This is a genomic window from Paenibacillus typhae (genome assembly GCF_900099765.1).
In the GTDB taxonomy this organism is placed as follows: domain Bacteria; phylum Bacillota; class Bacilli; order Paenibacillales; family Paenibacillaceae; genus Paenibacillus_AQ; species Paenibacillus_AQ typhae.
The window spans coordinates 1-20,468 of sequence record NZ_FNDX01000040.1 but is presented as its reverse complement, the minus strand read 5'-3'; the positions used below and the strand labels follow the sequence as shown (position 1 = coordinate 20,468).

The window sequence follows — 20,468 nt, the reverse complement described above, 5'->3', positions numbered from 1 at the left end:
TTGGGCAATCACGTACTCGTACCTCTGGGATAAACTTGAACAAAGCAGGACCCCTTTCCTCCCGCAGGTTATGTTGTCCTACGGTTGTTCGGTACTATGGGCCCCTCGGACTCCCTTCCTGCAGACATCTCACTTCACCTTCTGGGTTTATAGAGTGTCTCTTTACCTTTTCTTTTCGGTGCAAGGGAGGGCCTCCCCAGTTCACTGCCTCCTCTTTCCAACCATGCCGTTCCCCTTACGCCGGATGATTCTTCGTTGCTGCTCCAAGTTCTCTGCAACTTCCTTGGCCTTCGTCCTAAAGCACGGGACTCGGCTTCCTCTTGTCCTCTTGCGAGACCACTCTGACGACGCGGCAGGATTCACTTCATGTTGCGGCCTGGTCGGTTGCTCGCACGGTCTTACAACCGTACTTCTGTCGATGCGCTTCTACACACAGATTTCGCCGTGCGCAGGCATCCTAGCTACGCGGGGGCTTGGCCCCTCCCGCGACCGGACTTTCACCGGCTAGAGATTGCGTGCTTAGCTGGGCACGCTGCTTACGCTGCTAGCTTTCCTACGGAAAGCTTTTGGTCGGACGCTGACGCTCCTACAGTTCTAAACTTCCCCGCCGCTTGGATTGGCGGCGGGGAAATGCGGCGGAGGATTCGATGAGGCCAAGACTGGTCCGGTTGGCGGTATTCGCTGCTGGGGGAATGCTTCGATTTACCACCTCCTACCAGCTTGTGAACAAATTAAAAGAATCTTGAATATCAATATCAATGTGTTAAAAAATGTATTACGTGGTATGATATAATAATAATTAATGGAAATTGATTAAAGGAGGAGAGTCATTTGCGGTTACTTCAAGTCTTCAGAATTATTTTTGCTGCAATTACTCTAATTTTATTTTTGCTACTCTTAATTAATAAAGATTATCAAGAATACAACTTTCTCCGTTGGATTTGGTTATTTATGTTTCTTACATTAGGTTCCAGTATTTTAAGTATATTCATTAAAAAATCGATTAACAAAAAATGACCTGATAATTACTAAATTCAAACTTTCATTAATCAAAACAAAAAAAAGAAATCAAGCCGTTACTAATCTCGGCTTGATTTCTTTTTTTTACCAAATCATTACATAGTAAACGTCTCTGCTAATTTGATTTTTAAAATTTGAATCGGAATAAGTTTTAAATATCGTAAACCAATAGTTCATCGGATTGCCAGTGTAATATAACTGTTCTCGATAGTATACAGTCGCGCTTTGATCGGCTCCTATTATGACACTGAGGGCAGCTAATACCGCACTATATGGTGCTTTAACAAGAGTAGATAATGCAGCAGCTAAAGCCGACATGGTAACTTTGGTATATTGAGAATTAGATTCAGTGTACTTAGTAAGTTGCCCATTCTCGCCCTTTGGCCCATACGCGGTTAAACCAACGTCAGGCGGAATTGTAGTTGCTGCTGGTGAAACAATACTTGAGTTTAAAGAAGAATCACTACTATTAGAGGGGTGAAGTAAACTTGACAGATCGGTTGGAATACCATCAACCCATATCTCACCCGTGGATTGATTAACCTTAATGATTTGCTCAACTCCGTTATTTATTAGGTTATAAGTAATAATGTCACTTTCAACCTCAATGTTATAGGTGATTGTAACACCATCAGCATTAAATACTCCTTCCTCTTCAACGATTCCCTCCGTATTCGAGATAGAGGTAAAGTTTGATTCATACGATTCTTCGGCTTTAACTACTGGTCCTAAAGGAAGTACGACTAAAGAAAACATTGTAAGTACTGTGATGAATTTAATCACTACTTTTTTCAAGATAGTTTCGCCTCCAAAATTCGTTTAGTTTAAAATAAATAATACTATCCTCCTTCCATATTCGAATATAAATACCATATTAAACCATTAAATCCGTTAAAATCAATTAAATATACAAATTTAGTAAATTTATACCAAATTCATGAGTATTTAGACTGAATTATTATAAAATCAATAAAATAATTTTCATTTTTCGATTAATTATGACAAAAAATCATACTTTTAAAAATAAATGTAAATATACATCGGTTATATTAGTATAATCATCCCAATATCCCTAATAAAATCAAAATATGCCGACTTTTTTTGACAAAGTTTTCAACAAGCACCTCTTAGTCCAGTTAAGCAAGTGCAAAAAAAGCAGCGTCTCCAGATAAAGGAGAACACCGCCCCGTTTGCGTTAATGTATATTCATGTGATTAACATCTGAAAACTCGCGACGGGAAGGTCACACCTCACCAATCCTCACCCCAACTGCATAGTAGTCACACAAGTGTCATTTTGCTCAAAGGTAGAAATTTCAGACACCGCTTTTTTGCCGTCCTGTTCGATCGTTACATTATAAGTCTTGTCCCTCGGCAGCCATAAATCAATGAAGCCGTTAGGCTGGGATTGTACGATCTGCTTGTCCATCACCTGATTGCCCTCGGCATCCTGGACCGATACACTGAAATCCTGTTCCGGCATTTCTCCCTGGCAGCCAGTCAGGCTATGAGTCGCACACGGATGTGTCTTCGTTACATAAGGTGCAATGGAGACAAAAAATTCATCCTCCGGCAGGCTGTAGGCGGCGGACTTGCCGTCTGTTTCTTTGACGATCAGCTGCGTCGATGATATGGATGCCGATTCAGCTGTCAGACTGCGGCTGCTGTAATCCTGGACCATTTGTTTAAGGGCTGCTGTATCGATTGCTGCGTCCGGGTTCGCATCTTCGCGGCTGATATTTTCCGCAAAGATGTAAGTCCCTGCCGCGATGACTACTGCTAATCCCGCAGTCAGCAAGACTGTTTTTTTCATGGATTCATCATCCTCCTGTCTCTACTATTATAGTCCAGCCAAGGTACCTGCAAACTAGACGAATCCATGACAAATTAGCCTATGCTGTCTTAATTAAGGCATCCTTATTTGCTGCTTGCCGCTGCCCTGGCCTGAGCCTCCGCATATTCCTCCATAATCAGGCTGCCGCCGCTCGATTTCCATCTCTCCACTTCTGCATTAAACTCCGCTGCATTCATATTGCCGATAATATAGTTGTAGGTGGCATCCGTGATAATCGTAGACAGCTCCACGTTTTTCTCATCATAGGCCGGGGAGCTGAGCGTCAAGGTCGGATCATTCACTACAAATTGCTCATTGTCCCGGCTCAGTTGCTCGGCCAGGGCGGTCAGCTGCTCTTTTTGCGCGACCTCGAGAACGTTCTTGTTACTGATATCGGCGATCATCAGGGAATAGAGCGGATTGACCTCATTGACCCGCAGCTGCGAGGTTTCCTCAGGCAGAATGACTTTGCCGTTCTCCAGCTTGTAATGGCGGCCCTCGATTCCGTACATCATCAGATTAGCCACATCCTTATCCATACTCCGGTCAAAAAAGCGCAGCACCTCCTTCAGCTCGTCCTCGGTCGCTATCGCCTTTTTGGAGAACAGATATAGCCCGTTGTAGTTGGGAATGGACCATACTCTATACCCGTCAGGGCCTTTGATCCGGTTAATCAGCGTAAGCTCAGCCTCCCGATTGATCGCCTGCGCTTCAATCGAGAGCCGCTGCACATCCGTCATGCTGCCGATGAAGATCCCGGCGGTGCCGCGGATAAATTTGTCGCGCTGTACCTCCTTACTGGTCAGGGCGAAATCCTGGTTAATGATTTTTTCTACATATAACTTATGCATGAAATTCATCGTGTCCATATATTCGGGTGTGGCAAACTCCGGAATGAACTGCCCGTTCTCCAGCTTCCAGTTGTTCGGTGTGCCGAAGTAGGAGCTTAATGTTTTGAAAACGCCGTAGACGAGGTCATTGCGGTCTACCAGCCCGATGGTGTCCTGCTTGCCGTTGCCGTCCGGGTCATTGTAGGTAAACTGCTTCATCACTTCATACAGCTCATCCAGCGTCTGCGGTTTGTCCAGCTGCAGCCGGTCCAGCCAATCCTGGCGGATAATGATCCCTTGTCTTGACGATGGGCGCTCTGTATACAGGCCGTAAATTTTGCCGTCTACCGCAGTCTGGCCGAGAATAGCCGGGTCCAGCTGCTTCAGATTCGGAAATTCCGCAAGATAAGGGCCGATCTCCCAGAAGGCGTCGGAGCGGACCGCATTTTTGACCAGATTATAGTCGGTAAATTTGACAAAGGTAACCTTTCCGAGCGAATTGGTTGTCAGAGCCGTGTTCATTTTATCGGTATAGACACCCTCAGGTACCCAGGTAATCGCAAGCTTCACACCCGTCAGCCGCTCAATCTCACTCACAATTTCTTTGGACGGCTGTGACGGAAAATGCAGCGGGGCCAGAATGGTGATCAGCGGCTGAGCCTCCCCCGTTTCCGTCCGGGCCGGATTTGCATCACTGCATGCACTTAACCATATTGCCGGGAGCAAGACAAGCAGACAGCAATACCGGATTACCTTTCCCCGTACGAGTCTTCCGAACATTCCCGCATCCTCCTAAACAACTTTATAGTATAGTTCAAATTGTAATCGCTTTCTTAATTATAGCCCGACAATCTCTGGCCCGTTCATTTAAGATAGAATCATAATAATCATAAGTTATGTATGGTTTAATATAACTGCTAATTATTGAATAATCTTCAAACAGCAGTCATTATTAGAGAAAATGATTATTGCGGCACCAGATGATTATTGTTATTATCCTCCGTGATGCATACACTTAAAGCAGACTGCTTCTATTAAAAAAAAGGTGTTGAATGCTGTGAAACGCTTAAGCTTTCTGAGTAAATTAACGCTGTTTACCTTTGTGATCAGCACAATTCCGGTACTGTTTATCGGTTCATTCTCTTATCTCACATCCTCCAGCGAAATTCAAAAAAATGTTAACAAAAGCAAAATGGAACTCATTTTACAAATTAACTCAAATGTAGAGCATAAGCTGACCACTGTCAATCAGACTTTAAACCAGGTCGTTAATTCCTCAGTGCTCAAAAAAGCATTGAACAACCCGTTAAATGTAACCGATTTCATTTTATATAATGAGTTGAGAACCGAAATCCGCAACATGCAGTCCTTCGATACCAAGCTGGAGGATGTCATACTGCTGAATCAGCGGGAGAACTGGATGATCAAAAATTCCGGGCTCTACCGCCTGAACGAATACCGGAATTATGAGCAGCTGGCCAATCTGATGAACGTGTCTGACTCGGCCTCCTGGGTGCTTAATCCTTCTTCCCTGTTCTACAGTGAGGAGAGCGTTAATGTTACCGGCTGCGATTACAGTATCAGTCTGATCAAGAAGCTTCCAACCAATAAGCTGCAAAAATACGGGCTGGCGCTTGCCAACATTCCGGCCTGCAGCCTGCAGGACTTCATCAACTCGGAGATCGACCCGCTGGACAGCATCATCATACTGGATGAAGCCGGACGCATTCTGCTGCACCCCGACAAAACACTGATCGGCAGTCCGGCTGAGGCAGGCGGCTTTAATGATTTTGCGCTTGTATCCGGCATGAGTACAACAAACGGACAGTTCAAGACCGTTATCGGCAAACAGGATTATTCCGTAACCTATCTGCGTTCACAGCTGAACGGCTGGACCTATCTGTCGGTCACATCCATCAAAGGGCTTACCAAGGAGTCCTCCAAAATCGGAACCTACACCCTGCTGATCTGCGCTTTAATGCTGCTGCTGTCGGTCCTGACAGCTTGGCTTGGTTCGCGGCGGATGTATTCTCCGATACAGCGGCTGCTCAATCAGATGGGGCTGCGCCGGCCCGGGATCAAGGCCCGGTTCACGGACGAGTTCCAGTCGATCGGAGAGCAGATGCACCATCTGTTCCAGTCCAAGTCGCAGCTTGAGAAGGAGCTGAACCAGCATATCCGGCAGGTCCGCACCTTTTTTCTGACCAAAGCCTTTCAGGGCAATATGAAAAGGCGCGAGCTGCTCGAAGAGCTGGAGCAATACGGCTACCGGCCGTTAGTAGACGACTGGGGAACAATGGCCGTCATAACACTCAGCATCGACTATTCAGCTGAAAGCAGCTACGACAAAAAGGATCTCCATCTGCTGCTGTTCGCCGCCCATAATATGATCGAAGAGCTGGTGCCGCCGGGAGAGCGGCTGGCTCCGGTTATCATTGACCATGCTGTCGTTACGCTGATCGGAAGCACGGAGGGCAATGCCGAGGCTTTTCACCGGACACTCTATGCCTTGACGGAGAGTCTGCAGCAGGAGATCAACAATTATCTCAAGCTGCAGGTGAGTATCGGGATGAGTCTGCCGTTCCACAATATTGATAAGCTGCCTATCGCCTACAAGGAGAGCCTGGAAGCGCTGAAATACCGGATTACGCTCGGCAAGGGCATTATCATCCAATACGAAAATATCAACTCCGGCAATCATTATCTCAATCTGAACTATCCGGTGCATACCGAAAATGACCTGATGGATGCTATCAAGCTGGCGGATGCCGACAAGGCGAAGGAGCTGCTGCATAAGCTGTTCGGCTGTATTTTTAAGCCGGGGCTGTCGCCGCAGGAGTACCAGATCCCGCTTAACCGCCTGCTCGGCAATATCCTGATTATGATGCAGGAGTCGGGAATCAGCCTGAATCAGATCTACCATGTGAACGGCTCGCTGTTCGAGGAGCTGACGGATCTGCACATCGTTGCCGAAATCGAGGACTGGTTCTGGAGTATTGTGATTCTGCCGATGATCCGGATTTTTCACAGCCGGCAGAATGCGCAGTATCATAACATCTCCGAGAAGATCATTGATATTGTGCAGCATGATTATGATAAAGATCTGACGCTTGAGGAATGTGCGTCACGCCTGCATTACAATGCCAACTATATCAGCAGTGTCTTCCGCAAGGAGACGCAGTATTATTTCAGCGAATATCTGGCGATGTACAGGTTCAAGATGGCCAAGAAATGGCTGGAGGAAACCGATATGCCAATCAAGGACATTGCCGCCCGTCTGCGGTACAACAACTCGCAGAACTTCATCCGTTCCTTCCGCAAGCAGGAGGGCATGACCCCGGGCCAATACCGCGATAATGCCGTCTCCCGGCCGCGTGCGGTGCCGGATGAGTATTAAGCAGACCACAAGCCGCCGGCAGTTCAGCACGGGATGCTGATGCCGGCGGCTTGTGCAGCAACCCGGCTGGGCCGGTATTGCTATTGTTTGAGCTGTCTGCTTTTTCTTGCCCGGATTAGCCGGACTAGCCAGACTGCCCCGGCGCTAAAGACCAGCACCAGTCCTCCGCCTGCTATGGCAAGGTTCTGAACCTGCGGCACATAGACCACCAGCCGTACTGGCTCAGTATCCGCCATGCTGATCCGCCAGGTCAGGGTGTTGCCTTCCTGACTGTCTGCATTGTTAGGCCCGTACAAGTTATACGGCAGCGTCAATTTGAAATTGAGCGCCAGATTCTGCAGCATCAGGCGCACCAGCGATTCCGGCACATTCAGGCTGCCGATGCTGTCTATAATTTCATCCGTGTAGGCATTCAGCTTCGGCCGGGCTGTGACCTCATAACGCGTGTACAGCCATTTGTCTGCCTGGGCAACCTCAGTATCTATAATATCCAGGCTGCCGGCATTTTGCTGCAGCTCTTCAAACGACCCGTAAGTCTTCTGGAACTTGTACTCCGTCGAGCTGCCGCTTTGGCTCTTGTCCAGCTCAATACCCGCGGCCGCCAGCCTGTGAGCCAGCACCTCCTCCAGTTTGCCGCCTGCCAGTGACTCCACCCGCGCGCTGAGCAGCATGCTGAACGCCAGCTCTAGGCTGCCGTCCTTTTTCACTGTCACATGGGCTGTTCCGCTGGCGCAGCCGCCAAGCAAAAGTGCTGATAGCAGCAGCATAATCAGGCCGGAAATGCGCAGCTTCAGCCGGAAAGAACCGGCGTGATGACCATCCTTCTTATTCAATCCGATCCCTCCTGTTTTCCCGTCTCCTGTCCATTATACCTGATTTACGGCAGGTCTTTCTTCACTGCCGCCTTTCTAGAGGCCGCGTCTGACGCAGATAGCAGGCCAGCTGAAGATGCAGCAGATGCTCCTGGCTGCCGAAGGACATCCCGAGCAGCTCTTCGATTTTGCGGATCCGCTGATACAGGGTTTTGATATGGATATGAAGTGCGGCTGCCGCCCTGGAAGCTGAACTGCCGCAGGCCATATAGGTAATCAGCGTCTCCTCAAGCATGGCAGCTTGTCCTTTGGCCGTGCGGAGCGGTTCGAACACTTCAGCGATGAAGGCTTCCATATCCTCGGCTGGCTGCCTGATAAACAGCCGGTTGACCCCGATCTCTGCATACCGGATGACCAGCATTTCCCCTCTTGCCTTCTGGTAAGCCAATGCCTTGTCCGCTTCCTGGTAGCTGGTGTTGACCGCATCCATCCCGGCACGGATGGAGCCCAGCCCGCCGTATAGCAGCATCCCTGATTTTTTAACCCAATCAGAGATACAGGTAATCAGCTTCCGCTCAAGCTGTCCGGCTCCATAGGTTTCCGGTGAGATCAGCAGCAGCGTAACCCGCCGTTCACTGCCGAAGGCAACCGGCATCACCGGAAGTGTCATTGTGTCCCGCAGATAAGAAATCAGCTGCAGCGTCATCGTACTGAGCGCCGAAGGATCGGCTGGCTCCGGAAACTCCAGCAGGCCGACAGAGATCCGGGTAGCCGGTCCGATGCCGACCTCGCCCGACCTTTCCCAGTATTCTCCCGATTCCTTGCTCAGTCTCAGATCATTGAAATACTGCTGCGTTTTTTTGAAGTAAAACTCAGCAAGCGACTGCTTGCGCATCAGCTCCAGCGCCAGGATAGAGCTTCCCTGCTCCAAAGCCATAAACTGCAGTGCTGTAAGCGCCCTCTCTGAACGAAGCATAAGGTAGCCCAGACACTGGCGGGCGGAGGCAATCGGGTAGAGATAGAGGGACGGTTCTTGCGCCGCACCGGGGACAACCGTCAGATAATCCGGGGAACTTAGGGACTGGTAAAGCTTCAGCAGCCGCTGCATGCCCCATTCCTTGTCTGCCTCTGTACGCCGGGGATGCCACTCATTACCAATAAAGTCCACAAAGGTCAGCGGCAGGCCGATGACACGTGACAATTCGCCTACGATAGAACCGACTCCCTTATTCTGCAGCGACAGCTTCATTAGGGAAGAGTGTATTTCATCCCGCCGGATCAGCGCTTTGTTCTGTTCGCTCAGATGCGCATACAGCTTCGCATTGGTAATCGCAATGGACACCTGGTCGGCGAAACTTTGCAGCAGCCGCACCTCGGACTCGCCGAACAGGGGAACAGCACCCTTTTGATAGAAGATCAGTACGCATTCCGTCTGTCCCTCCACCTTAATCGGCACCGATATGATAGAACAGACATCCTCAAATTGATAAGCAGCATACAGATGCCGCCTGTTCTCCTCGGACATATTGCCGACATCCTCTTCCAGAATGCGCATGTTGTCATATAGCCGCGGCTCCCCCCGGACATAGGTTTTACCGATGATCCCCTCCCCCGGCTTCATCCGCATCTGCAGCATCTCTTCGCCCATCTCCCCTGCCCGGGCTTTTACCTTCAGGGCGTCCAGTTCCGGATCATAGCTCCACAGCACACCGATGCTTTCATAGGGAATCACGGCCAGCGCACTCGCTAGAATGCGTTCAAGCAGCTCTGTCAAATCCAGCAGCTGTGTGACATCCCTGATCCGGTTCATCATCTCGTTAAGGGCATGCTCATGTCTGGCTGCCATAAATTCGGTATAACATGGGTACAGGAGAGAAGTGAGCGTTCCCAGCTGATCCCCGGCAATCTCCAGTCTCGTAAAGACGCGGATTGCAATGCATACATTATTTTCATATGTAAGGTATACTAACGTATTTTCATCCTGTTCCACATAGGTTTGCGGATGCCTTAAAGGCAGTCTGATATCCAGGACAGGAGGAGCGTCCGGCAGGTCTCCAGTGTGATAAACCTGGGCCCAATCAGTCCAATTGCCGCTGATCCACACGGAAAACCCCCGGGTCCCCAAGCATTCACTAAGCATTTTTTCAAAATACGCCTGCATTCCGCCACCCCTGTCAATGTATATTTTTCTATTTCAATAGACTTTATTATATAAGAACACACATTGTAAAGAAACCAGCGATCCTGTAAATTTTGATATAACAAAAGAACTTAAATAACACTCAATGAGAAAGAAGGTAACATGATGTCGAAGGTAATCCACAGCAAGCACTTCAAGCACATTATTCTGGCCCTGCTGTTTCTCGGCTGGTGCCTCGGAAATCTGGACCGCTTCGTCATCAATTACGCTGTAGTCAGCATTTCTGAGGATTTAGGACTGAGCGCTTCCTCACAGGGCATTATTCTCAGCAGCTTTTTCCTCGGGTATGCGATTATGCAGATTCCCGGCGGTGCCCTGGCAGACCGGTTCGGCTACCGTAAAGTGATCCTGTTCTCCCTGTTCTCCTGGTCCGTCTTTACCATGATTACCGGCTCTGCCTGGTCTCTGGTTTCCCTCGTGCTCGTCCGTTTTCTGTTCGGCATCGGTGAGGGCGGCTTCTTTCCCTCCGGCTCCAAGGCCATTGCGGTCAACTATCCTGTCAACCAGCGGAGCAGCGCTATGTCTGTCATGCTCGCTTCCGGCGCTATCATGGGCGTTGTCACACCGATTATCTCCGGCTTCGCTTTGGAATCGATTGGCTGGCGGACCCTGTTCCACATCTTCGGCATTATCGGCCTTGTCATTACTGTCCTGATGTTCTTCTTCCTCAAGGAGCCTGCCCGCATTCCGGCACCCTCAAATATTTCTTCACCTGCACCCAAAAAGAATGCTTCTTTAAAAACAGTGCTGAAAAGCCCGATCATCTGGGGACTGTTCCTCAGCTACTTCAGCATCTACGCCGTCAACTGGGGGCTGTCCTCCTGGATGCCTACTTATATGGTCAATGTCCGCGGGCTGAATCTGAAGGAAATGGGGATGCTCTCAGCGATTCCGGGTCTCATCGGCATCATCACCATGCTGCTGGGCGGCTATCTGATGGACCGCATTCCTGCAGGCAAAGATCGTAAAATATCTGCCGTATTCGGACTTATCGTCGCTGTTGCACTTTACCTGATGAGTACAGCCGAGAGCATCGCCCTCTTCATCACCTATGAGACTATCGTCCGGATAGCCGCAGGCTTTGTGTCTACGCTGATCATTTCCAAATCCGTCAAATCCATGCCCGAAACCGTTGCGGCAACAGCCAGCGGGTTCGTCAATACCGGTGCCCAGCTTGCCGGCTTCCTGACCCCGATGCTGATCGGCTTCCTGGTCGATGCCTCCGGCGGGTCGTATAACACGGCTTTCATCATGCTGATCGGCTTCGCTGTCATTTGTTCCATTTCCCTGCTCTTTAACCGCCGTACACAGCCTGCCCTGCCGGCAGAGCCGCAAACGACCTGATTCCGGTACGTATGCCCTATTCTACGAAAACGAGGTGTCTCCATTCATGAATATGACCATCGATTTAACACGATTTGTATCCGAAGCCATTGAGCGTAAAAAAGAAGCGTTCACTTCAGCCAGCGACCAGATTTGGGGCTTCGCGGAAACGCGTTTTGATGAATACCAGTCAGCTGATGTATTAATCCGTGCGCTAGAGGCCGAAGGCTTCAGTATTGAAAAGGGAGTGGCGGGACTTGCGACGGGCTTTATAGCCTCCTTCCGTACAGCCTCCGGAGGCCCGGTAATCGCACTGCTGGGCGAATATGACGCCCTCGCCGACCTGAGCCAGGAAGCCGGGCTCAGCGAATACCGGCCGGTCCAGCCGCGCGGCAACGGCCACGGCTGCGGCCATAATCTGCTGGGCGTAGGTGCACTTGCCGCTGCGGTGGCGGTCAAGGAGTACATGGCCGCCCATCCGGAAGCGGTCGGCGAAGTCCGCTTCTACGGCTGCCCCGCCGAGGAAAGCGGCTACGGCAAGACCTATCTGGCCCGCGAGGGTTATTTCAAGGATGTGGATGCCGCTTTCACCTGGCATCCGCACGCTATGAACGCGGTGATGCACGGCAGCTCGAATGCGGTCATTCATGCCTCTTTCTATTTCAAGGGCATCAGCGCCCACGCCGCCGCGGCTCCCCATTTGGGCCGCAGCGCACTGGACGCCGTGGAGCTGATGAACATCGGCGCCAATTATATGCGTGAGCATATGCTCGACCAGGCCCGTCTTCATTATGCCATCACGAATTCGGGCGGCTTGGCCCCGAATGTTGTACAGGCTGACGCGGAGGTAACCTATCTGGTACGGGCACCGAAATCGGCACAGGTCCGTGACCTGTTCGCCCGGCTGGTCAAGGTGGCCGAAGGCGCCGCTCTGATGACCGGCACGCAGATGCAATTCCGTTATGAGGGTGCCTGTGCCAACCTGGTCCCTAACAGCACGCTGGAGCGGGTACTGTTCAAGCATCTCAGCGCGCTGGATGCTCCCGCTTACAGTGAAGAAGAATACGCTTTTGCCAAAGCCATTTACGAGACATTACCTGAGAGCAACAAGCAGGAAGCGGCTGCGATGGTTGGCCCTAAGCTGGCGCCTCTGCTTGCCGAGCGGCCGCTCAGCAGCTTTGTGGTTCCTTATTCGGATGAGAAGGAAATGTTCATGGGCGGATCGACCGATGTCGCCGATGTGAGCTGGAACGTGCCGACTGCCCAATGCGGAGCAGCCACTATGGCCTTCGGTACTCCGCTGCATGCCTGGCAGACAGTGGCCCAGGGCAAATCCTCCTACGCACATAAAGGCATGCTGCTGGCGGCCAAGGCCATGGCAGCGGCAGCTATTGAGACGCTTCTGCAGCCCGAGCTTGTGGCCAAAGCGCAAGCCGAGCTGAAGGAACGGCTCGGCGGTGAGGTCTACGACTGCCTCGTACCTGCCGACGTGTACCCTCCCAAGACAGGGGCGGCTGAGCTTGCGGTTTAGAGATGTATTCTCCATCATCGGCCCGGCCATGGTCGGGCCCTCCAGCTCCCACACGGCCGGCGCTGCCCGGATCGGACGCGTGGCCCGGCTGATGTTCGGAGAATGTCCGGGCTCAGCCGATATTCAGCTGTACGGCTCCTTTGCCGCCACCTACCGCGGCCACGGAACAGATACAGCGCTTGTGGGAGGTCTGCTGGATATGACAACCGATGACCCGCGGCTGCCGGATGCCTTTGCGCATGCCGAAGCTGCCGGGATGACCGTCAGCATCAGGCCCGGAAAGGGGCTCTACCCTCATCCCAATACAGCCGAGCTGACTCTGGTTAATGCAGCCGGAGACCATACGCTCCGGCTGACCGGCACATCGATCGGCGGCGGCAATATTGAAATTGTCCGGATCAACGGCTTCAGCCTGAAGCTGACGGCCGCTTATCCAACGCTTATCATCCGCCATTATGACGAGCCGGGCGTCGTTGCCATAGTCAGTGCTCTGCTTGTGGACAGCGGCATTAACATTGCACGCATGGCTGTTGACCGCCAGAGCCGTCGCGGTGAAGCCATGATGGTTATGGAATGCGACGCCATGCTTGACCGTGTTCTTACAGACCGGATTTCACAGCTCCCCGGCGTGCAGGAAATCAGCCTGCTGGCAATGTAAAACAGTATCCCTTCAGATTGAAGTGAAAAGGAGCGACATCATGAACTTTCGGACTTTAAAAGAGCTTGCCGGATTAGCGGAAGCCCGCTCCTCCACTCTCGGCGAGCTGATGCTGGGGGAGCAGTGCCAGGAATCTGGGGAAGACAGGGACAGCGTATTCCGGCAGATGCTTGAATATTATCTAATTATGAAAACGGCAGTGGAACAGGGAATCCGGACCGATACTGTGTCCAAAAGCGGACTGACCGGCGGAGACGCACGCCGGATGTCAGCTTACAGGGAGCAGAGTCCCTCCCTTCTGGGAGAGCACGCCAGCCTGGCAATGACCTACGCGCTGGCTGTCTCCGAGGTGAATGCCTCCATGGGCCGGATTATTGCAACGCCGACTGCGGGGTCCTGCGGGATCATCCCCGGCGTGCTGATCAGCAGCCAGGAGCGGTTCGGCTGGAGCGACGACCAGATGGTGTACGGGCTGTTTGCTGCAGGTGCCATCGGCTATGTTATCGCAAATAATTCCTTTATCTCCGGGGCCGAAGGCGGCTGCCAGGCAGAGGTCGGGTCAGCCATCGGCATGGCAGCCGGAGCGCTGGTAGATATCAGAGGCGGCACCCCGGCACAGGCTATCCACGCCGTGGGGCTCGCCCTGAAGAATACGCTCGGCCTGATCTGCGACCCCGTCGCCGGCCTGGTGGAAATCCCCTGCATCGTCCGCAACGGCTTCGGGGCCATTACTGCACTTGGAGCAGCAGATATGGCTTTGGCCGGGGTGCGCAGTGTCATCCCTTCCGACGAGGTTGTTCAGGTCATGCTTGAAGTGGGCTCGGCCATGCCCGAATCGCTCCGCGAGACGGCCGGAGGCGGGCTGGCCCAGACTCCGACCGGCCGGCGGATTACCCGTGATTTGCAGCAGCAATCCTGACAAAGGAATAGGCAGCCGTTTAAACGAAGCTGCAAAAACAAACACCTTCAGGCAAAGCCTTCCCTTTATGAGGAGGCAGCCAGAAGGTGTTTTCCGGTTATTTTTTCAAATGATAGGGCACTGTAGTAATAATTACATTTCTGCGGTACAGCAGATGCGTGCGGATCAGCAGGCTGGACTGGTTATGCAGAATGTTGTGCCAGCCTTTCTTGGGAATGAACTGCGGCACGATTACCGTCACCTGATAATGCGATTCGCTCGCCTTGCGCTGGACCGTATCAATAAATTTGATCAAGGGATGGATGATGCTGCGGTACGGCGAGTACAGTGACACCAGCCTGATTTCGGGATGGAACTTTTTCCACTTTTCCTCAAAAATATGCTCTTCCTCCCGCTCAAAAGGCACATGGACCGCAATAATCTGGCTGGCGGACAGCGACTGTGCGTAACGCAGCGAGTTCTCTACGACATGCGTAATTCCGGCCACTGGCAGGATGATCACATTCCCTTCAATCGCCAGCGGCTCCTCCTCGCAGGTGGAGAGGCGCAGTTGGTCGGCCACAGCCTCATAATGCTTGCGGATCCGGTAAAAGAGCAGAATAATCAGCGGCAGGAAGACCAGCACCGGCCAAACCTGCGGGAACTTGGTCAGGAAGAACATGATGGTGACGACGAAGCTGATGAGTGCTCCCGTTGTGTTAACGGCCAGCTTGCCGGCCCAGCCTGCAGGCTTCTCCCGGATCCACTTGACCATCATCCCGGTCTGGGACAGGGTAAAGGGAATAAATACGCCGACCGCATACAGCGGAATCAGATGCTCCGTGCGGCCCTCAAAGGCAATAATCAGCAGGATAGACAGTACCCCAAGGCTGAGAATGCCGTTGGAATATCCGAGCCGGTCACCGCGGACGGTGAACATTCTCGGAATAAACTTATCCTTGGCCAAATTGACCGCCAGCAGCGGAAAGGCCGAGTAGCCCGTATTCGCCGCCAGGATCAGAATAAGCGCAGTCGTGCCCTGGATAAAAAAGTACATGAAATTCCGGCCAAAAACCTGCTCGGCGATCTCCGAAACCACGGTTACCTGCTCATTCGGGGTCACACCGTAATAATAAGCCAGAAGAACGATACCGGAAAACAGCACCGCCAGCAAAATACCCATGGCAGCGAGGGTCTTGGCCGCATTGTTCGGGGCAGGCGCCTTAAAGTTGGGAATGGCGTTGGAAATGGCCTCAACCCCTGTCAGTGCCGAGCTCCCTGAGGCGAAAGCCCGCAATAGCAGAAACAGGCTGATGCCCGCGACCGGTGTCCCAAGCGGAGTATGCAGCTCTGCCGGGACATCGCCGGCCACAATCCGGAACAGGCCCACACCAAGCATAATAAAGATCGCCAGCACAAACAGATACACCGGATAAGCCAGAAACGACGCCGATTCGGTAACCCCGCGTAAATTCAGGGTTGTGATCAGCAGCACAAACAGAATGGCAATCGGCACATTATACGGATGCAGACTGGGAAAAGCCGAAGTAATCGCATCCGTACCCGCCGATACACTCACCGCTACCGTCAGGATATAATCGACCAGCAGCGAGCCCCCGGCGATCAGCCCCGGATATTTGCCCAGATTCTCCTTGGAAACCACATAAGCTCCGCCGCCCTGCGGATAAGCATAAATAATTTGCCTGTAGGATAAGATCAGTGCAGTCAGCAGTACAAGCACCCCGATGGCAATGGGTATGGAATACCAGAAGGCTGCAGCGCCGACAGTTATCAGCACAAGCAGAATCTGCTCCGGTCCATAAGCAACCGAGGACAAAGCATCTGATGAAAGAATGGCCAGCGCTTTCGTCTTGTTCAATTTCTGCTCGCCCAGCTGCTCCGACTTCAGCGGCCGTCCGATCAGTAATCTTTTCACTGAAATCATCGTCTGCCTCACCCGACTTTTTTAAAGTTATATTACCCATGGAAGCCGTCATTAAATTCAATCCATAATATACATCCGCCGTGCAAAAAAGACTATCTCCATTTGGAAATAGCCTTATTGTTAATCTAAGCCTCTTCAGTTTTTTTCAGCTGGGAGCTATCAAAGGTTCTTGGAATACTCTAAGCAAAAATAATACTTGCAAATTGCAATTATATGCGGTATAACTGGTGCAAGAGGTGAAAACAATGGAAACCCCACGGGAACTATTCCAAATCATGACCCGGCGTTTAGGCTTGCTCAATAAGGACTGCTGCAGTGTAGGGGGATGTAATCTTTCCGCGGCCCAAAGCCACCTGCTATATGAGATATACCGGAGCCATAATCCTTCCATGCAGCAAGTCGCTGAAACACTTGGCACTGATATTACTACCTTTAGCAGACAAGTACAGTCTTTGGTGAAAATGAATCTGGTTAAAAAGACACCCGATCCTACCGATCGCAGAGTCTATACCCTTTCGCTTACTCCTGAAGGGAAAATGGTGGCCACAACGATTGATCAACAAATGAATGAATACCTGAATGAAGCCTTCTCACATATGAGTGAGTTTGAAGTAGAAACATTACTGCGGTCCATTAAGCTTTTCAACGAAGCCATGGGGAAATCCAGCAATTGCTGCGCACCTGTAAAAGGGTGATTTCTCTTCATTTATATTTGCAAATTGCAAGTTATTTCAAAGCATTTAATGACTAGGAGGGTTAATAATGCTCAGAGATTTATTCGTAGCCGAAGTTTTACACAAACACCGGCAGGAGCAATTACATCAAGTTACGCTGCACGCCTGGAAATACTCCAAGAAAAAAAATACCCTTAAATGGTCCCCGTTGCCTTCATTTTTTAGTCCGCAACAATCTGTTTGCTGCGAACCATGCTGCTAATTGAGCAAAGAAAGTACATCATAATCTAATTAAGGAGTGTTTAATTATGAGCAAACTTACAAATGACCAGATCCGGCAAAATGTACGGGGGCGCTATCAAAAAATCGCTGTGAAAAAGGTTGGAGCCTCCTCTTCCTGCTGCACACCTGCTGACAGCAGCTGCTGTGACTCCCCGGCTGATTTCGATGCCATATCCGCTAAGCTTGGTTATTCTAGCAGCGATCTCGCTTCAGCTCCTGAAGGCGCAAATTTGGGCCTTGGATGCGGTAACCCCCAGGCTATTGCTGAACTGCAGGCGGGTGAACATGTTCTGGATCTAGGGAGCGGCGGCGGATTCGATTGCTTCCTGGCTTCCCGGCAGGTAGGTGAGCAAGGCCATGTTATAGGTGTGGATATGACGCCTGAGATGATCAGCCGCGCAAGGGAAAACGCCATAAAGGGTACGTTTAATAACACCGAATTCAGATTGGGTGAAATTGAACATCTTCCTGTCGCCGACAACTCGGTGAATGTCATTATCTCCAACTGCGTAATTAACCTTTCACCGGATAAACAGCAAGTATTCCATGAAGCTTACCGTGTCCTTCAGCCGGGCGGTCGTCTGGCCATCTCCGACATCGTAACTACAGCTGAACTTCCTCCTGAGATCAAAAATGATTTGGACGAATTATATTCCGGTTGTATCTCTGGAGCCTCTTCCATCGCTGATGTTGAGCAGATGCTTCAGGAAAGCGGCTTTTCGGAGATCAGCATTGAGCCAAAAGACGAATCCAGAACATTTATCAAGGATTGGGTTCCCGGCGCGAACGTTGACGAGTACATCGTTTCTGCTGTAATTAAAGCGAGAAAGTAATCTAAAGGGGATGGATCTATGATCAATACATTAACTGTTCGTCAGGCCACACCAGCGGATACCGGAAGTATCCTGCGTATTTACAATCAGGGGATCGAGGACCGGATCGCTACACTTGAAACAGAGACGAAAGACTCCTCCTATATGGAAGCATGGTTCAACGATCACCAAGGCCGCTTTAGCGTTTTGGTCGCTGAACGAGAAGGCAAAGTCATCGGCTGGGCCTCCCTGAACCCCTACTCGCACCGCTGCGCCTATAACGGGGTCGCTGACCTATCCGTTTATATTGAGCGCAGCTTTCGCGGGCAGGGTGCAGGCAGTTCTCTTCTTGAGTCCTTACACAAGATAGCAAAGGAGAACAGCTTCTATAAAATCGTTCTCTTTACCTTCCCGTTCAATGAAAGTGGTCAAGGACTGTACCGGAAGATGGGCTACCGGCAGGTTGGTGTATTTGAGAAGCAGGGGATTATGGATGGGGCGTTTATTGATGTGATGATTATGGAGAAATTGCTTTGAGTCAACTAAAAGCAATCACTCCGGCGATTGAATACGTATCTAACTTCCTGATTACACTTTATGAGATGCAGGCGAGTAAAATACGTCACTATGCATATGCTTGATTTTGTCCCAGTTACCCGGATTCATCGTATCAGGAGAGCGTTGCTCCAAAATAGCCTGATATAGGGCGGTTTTTTGTTCCAAATGGGCAATGTGCCGTTTGGCTTCCTCAAGCTTGGCGATTGCATCCTCTTTATGCTCCATCATGAGTGCGTAGCGCTGCGGGAGGGTCGAATCACCTTCAAGACAGAGATCCACATACATTTTGATGGCTTCAATCGGCATTCCGGATTGTTTGAGGCATTTGATGCCATGCAGCCAGTTAATCGATTCTTCGTCAAATATCCGGATATTGTTCGGATTGCGCTGTATGCTTGGCACCAGACCTTTGTCCGTGTAGAAGCGTATCGCGTGCTCAGTGAGTCCCGTGATTAGAGCGGCTTCTTTGACTGTATGCATATGAACTCCTCCTTTTATTTTTTTGAAATCAGCTTGACTTCGTGTAACACGAAGGACCTAAGGTAAGTGTAACGCAAATGAGCCGTATGTGATATCCCTGCTGCAATGCCCGATTCCAGGGGGTACGTGCCGTTGCTGTTAAACATTTTCTTGGGGAGGAATTACAATGCAAAGCGTTACATTAAACAATGGTGTGAACATGCCGATTATCGGCTTCGGAGTGTACCAGATTCCTGATGCTCAGGAATGTGAGAACGCCGTGTATGAAGCGCTGATGGCTGGTTACCGCTTAATCGATACCGCCGCCGGTTATCTAAATGAGGAAGCGGTAGGCCAGGCGATCAAGCGCAGTGGTATACCGCGTGAAGAGCTGTTCATCACGACCAAGCTATGGGTTCAAGATGCCGGCTACGAGAGTGCTAAGCTGGCCTTTGCCAAATCCCTTAAGAAGCTTAAGCTTGACTATCTCGATCTGTACCTGATTCACCAGCCATTCGGCGATTACTATGGTGCTTGGCGGGCAATGGAAGAACTGTACCACGAAGGCAAAAGCAGGGCAATCGGCGTCAGCAATTTCCTGCCTGACCGTCTGATGGACCTGATTGTCCATAACGAAATAGCACCCGCCGTCAACCAGATCGAAACGCATCCGTTCTACCAGCAGGCAGAGAGTGCAGCTTTTATGAAAGAACAGGGAGTACAGCACCAATCCTGGGCCCCGTTTGCTGAAGGTCTCAACAACTTATTCAGTAACGAAGTATTGGCCTCGCTAGCAGAAAAACACAACAAGTCTGTTGCCCAAGTCGTATTGCGATGGCTTGTTCAGCGCGGGATCGTTGTCATTCCAAAATCCGTTAAAAAAGAGCGTATTGCCGAGAACATTAATATTTTTGATTTTGAGCTCCGTTCAGAGGATATGGATCAAATTGCTGCGCTGGATACGGGTTCTAGTCTCTTCGGCTCTTACCTGGATCCGAACGTTGCCAAAATGATGGGCAACTGGAAAGTCGATCTGTAAACCTAAATCAGACGGTAACAAGGAACGGCCGAGACTTCCATAAATGATCTGCACGTTAACGCAATCGAGTAGGAGGCTACCCATTGACTGAGTAGCCGACCTCTCACACCACCGTACGTACCGTTCGGTATACGGCGGTTCAATCGCATTAGTGCAATTTACGTAATTGCTCGTACTGTGCTGGGAAGTCATAATAT

The 20,468-nt window shown here is 50.7% G+C and carries 16 protein-coding genes; 9 read left to right on the top strand and 7 right to left on the bottom strand.

Annotated elements, in window-relative coordinates:
- Positions 1-1,104: 1,104 nt before the first annotated feature.
- The 3 genes from BLR64_RS23335 to BLR64_RS23325 form a co-directional block, all read right to left on the bottom strand.
- Complete coding sequence (locus BLR64_RS23335) at positions 1,105-1,815, bottom strand: hypothetical protein (RefSeq protein ID WP_090718175.1); 711 nt, start codon at positions 1,813-1,815, stop codon at positions 1,105-1,107.
- Positions 1,816-2,280: 465 nt separating this feature from the next.
- Positions 2,281-2,832 carry a CueP family metal-binding protein gene (locus BLR64_RS23330; RefSeq protein WP_090718173.1) on the bottom strand — a complete coding sequence of 184 codons (552 nt, stop codon included), beginning with the start codon at positions 2,830-2,832 and terminating at the stop codon, positions 2,281-2,283.
- A gap of 104 nt (positions 2,833-2,936) precedes the next feature.
- Positions 2,937-4,463, bottom strand: a complete 1,527-nt coding sequence (locus BLR64_RS23325) for an extracellular solute-binding protein (RefSeq protein ID WP_090718170.1) — start codon at positions 4,461-4,463, stop codon at positions 2,937-2,939.
- Between the two features lie 277 nt (positions 4,464-4,740).
- Between BLR64_RS23325 and BLR64_RS23320 the strand changes: the two genes are divergently transcribed.
- On the top strand, positions 4,741-7,080 hold the full coding sequence (locus BLR64_RS23320; RefSeq protein WP_090718168.1) for a helix-turn-helix domain-containing protein: 2,340 nt from the start codon (positions 4,741-4,743) through the stop codon (positions 7,078-7,080).
- A gap of 80 nt (positions 7,081-7,160) precedes the next feature.
- Here BLR64_RS23320 and BLR64_RS23315 read toward each other — a convergent pair whose 3' ends face one another.
- Together BLR64_RS23315 and BLR64_RS23310 are read right to left on the bottom strand one after the other, a co-directional pair.
- Positions 7,161-7,913, bottom strand: coding sequence for a hypothetical protein (locus BLR64_RS23315; RefSeq protein ID WP_090718165.1), 753 nt, complete (start codon positions 7,911-7,913; stop codon positions 7,161-7,163).
- Between the two features lie 61 nt (positions 7,914-7,974).
- Entirely contained in the window at positions 7,975-10,053 is a 2,079-nt protein-coding gene (locus BLR64_RS23310; protein ID WP_090718164.1) for a helix-turn-helix domain-containing protein, read from the bottom strand.
- Positions 10,054-10,194: 141 nt separating this feature from the next.
- On the opposite strand from BLR64_RS23310, the gene BLR64_RS23305 reads away from it, so the two are divergent.
- Genes BLR64_RS23305 through sdaAA form a run of 4 tightly spaced genes read left to right on the top strand, consistent with a single transcriptional unit; the run spans position 10,195 to position 14,523 of the window.
- Positions 10,195-11,436, top strand: a complete 1,242-nt coding sequence (locus tag BLR64_RS23305; RefSeq protein ID WP_090718161.1) for an MFS transporter — start codon at positions 10,195-10,197, stop codon at positions 11,434-11,436.
- A 46-nt stretch (positions 11,437-11,482) separates the two neighbouring features.
- Positions 11,483-12,946 (top strand): amidohydrolase, encoded by a 1,464-nt coding sequence (locus tag BLR64_RS23300; RefSeq protein WP_415841231.1) that lies wholly within the window; start codon positions 11,483-11,485, stop codon positions 12,944-12,946.
- Complete coding sequence (gene sdaAB, locus BLR64_RS23295; protein WP_090718159.1) at positions 12,936-13,604, top strand: L-serine ammonia-lyase, iron-sulfur-dependent subunit beta; 669 nt, start codon at positions 12,936-12,938, stop codon at positions 13,602-13,604. The genes BLR64_RS23300 and sdaAB overlap by 11 nt, the downstream gene beginning before the upstream one ends.
- 40 nt (positions 13,605-13,644) lie before the next feature.
- Positions 13,645-14,523 (top strand): L-serine ammonia-lyase, iron-sulfur-dependent, subunit alpha, encoded by an 879-nt coding sequence (sdaAA, locus tag BLR64_RS23290; protein WP_090718156.1) that lies wholly within the window; start codon positions 13,645-13,647, stop codon positions 14,521-14,523.
- Positions 14,524-14,620: 97 nt separating this feature from the next.
- Here sdaAA and BLR64_RS23285 read toward each other — a convergent pair whose 3' ends face one another.
- On the bottom strand, positions 14,621-16,447 hold the full coding sequence (locus BLR64_RS23285; RefSeq protein WP_090718154.1) for an APC family permease: 1,827 nt from the start codon (positions 16,445-16,447) through the stop codon (positions 14,621-14,623).
- A 245-nt stretch (positions 16,448-16,692) separates the two neighbouring features.
- Here BLR64_RS23285 and BLR64_RS23280 point away from each other — a divergent pair, with 245 nt between their 5' ends.
- From BLR64_RS23280 to BLR64_RS23270, 3 genes are all read left to right on the top strand, one after another.
- Positions 16,693-17,142 carry a MarR family winged helix-turn-helix transcriptional regulator gene (locus tag BLR64_RS23280; protein ID WP_090718151.1) on the top strand — a complete coding sequence of 150 codons (450 nt, stop codon included), beginning with the start codon at positions 16,693-16,695 and terminating at the stop codon, positions 17,140-17,142.
- A gap of 287 nt (positions 17,143-17,429) precedes the next feature.
- Complete coding sequence (locus BLR64_RS23275) at positions 17,430-18,236, top strand: arsenite methyltransferase (protein WP_090718148.1); 807 nt, start codon at positions 17,430-17,432, stop codon at positions 18,234-18,236.
- A 21-nt stretch (positions 18,237-18,257) separates the two neighbouring features.
- Positions 18,258-18,752, top strand: coding sequence for an arsinothricin resistance N-acetyltransferase ArsN1 family A (locus tag BLR64_RS23270; protein ID WP_090718237.1), 495 nt, complete (start codon positions 18,258-18,260; stop codon positions 18,750-18,752).
- A 51-nt stretch (positions 18,753-18,803) separates the two neighbouring features.
- Here the strand turns inward: BLR64_RS23270 and BLR64_RS23265 are convergent, their stop codons facing one another.
- Positions 18,804-19,253 carry a MerR family transcriptional regulator gene (locus BLR64_RS23265; protein WP_090718145.1) on the bottom strand — a complete coding sequence of 150 codons (450 nt, stop codon included), beginning with the start codon at positions 19,251-19,253 and terminating at the stop codon, positions 18,804-18,806.
- A 166-nt stretch (positions 19,254-19,419) separates the two neighbouring features.
- On the opposite strand from BLR64_RS23265, the gene BLR64_RS23260 reads away from it, so the two are divergent.
- Complete coding sequence (locus tag BLR64_RS23260; RefSeq protein ID WP_090718143.1) at positions 19,420-20,271, top strand: aldo/keto reductase; 852 nt, start codon at positions 19,420-19,422, stop codon at positions 20,269-20,271.
- Positions 20,272-20,468 lie beyond the last annotated feature (197 nt).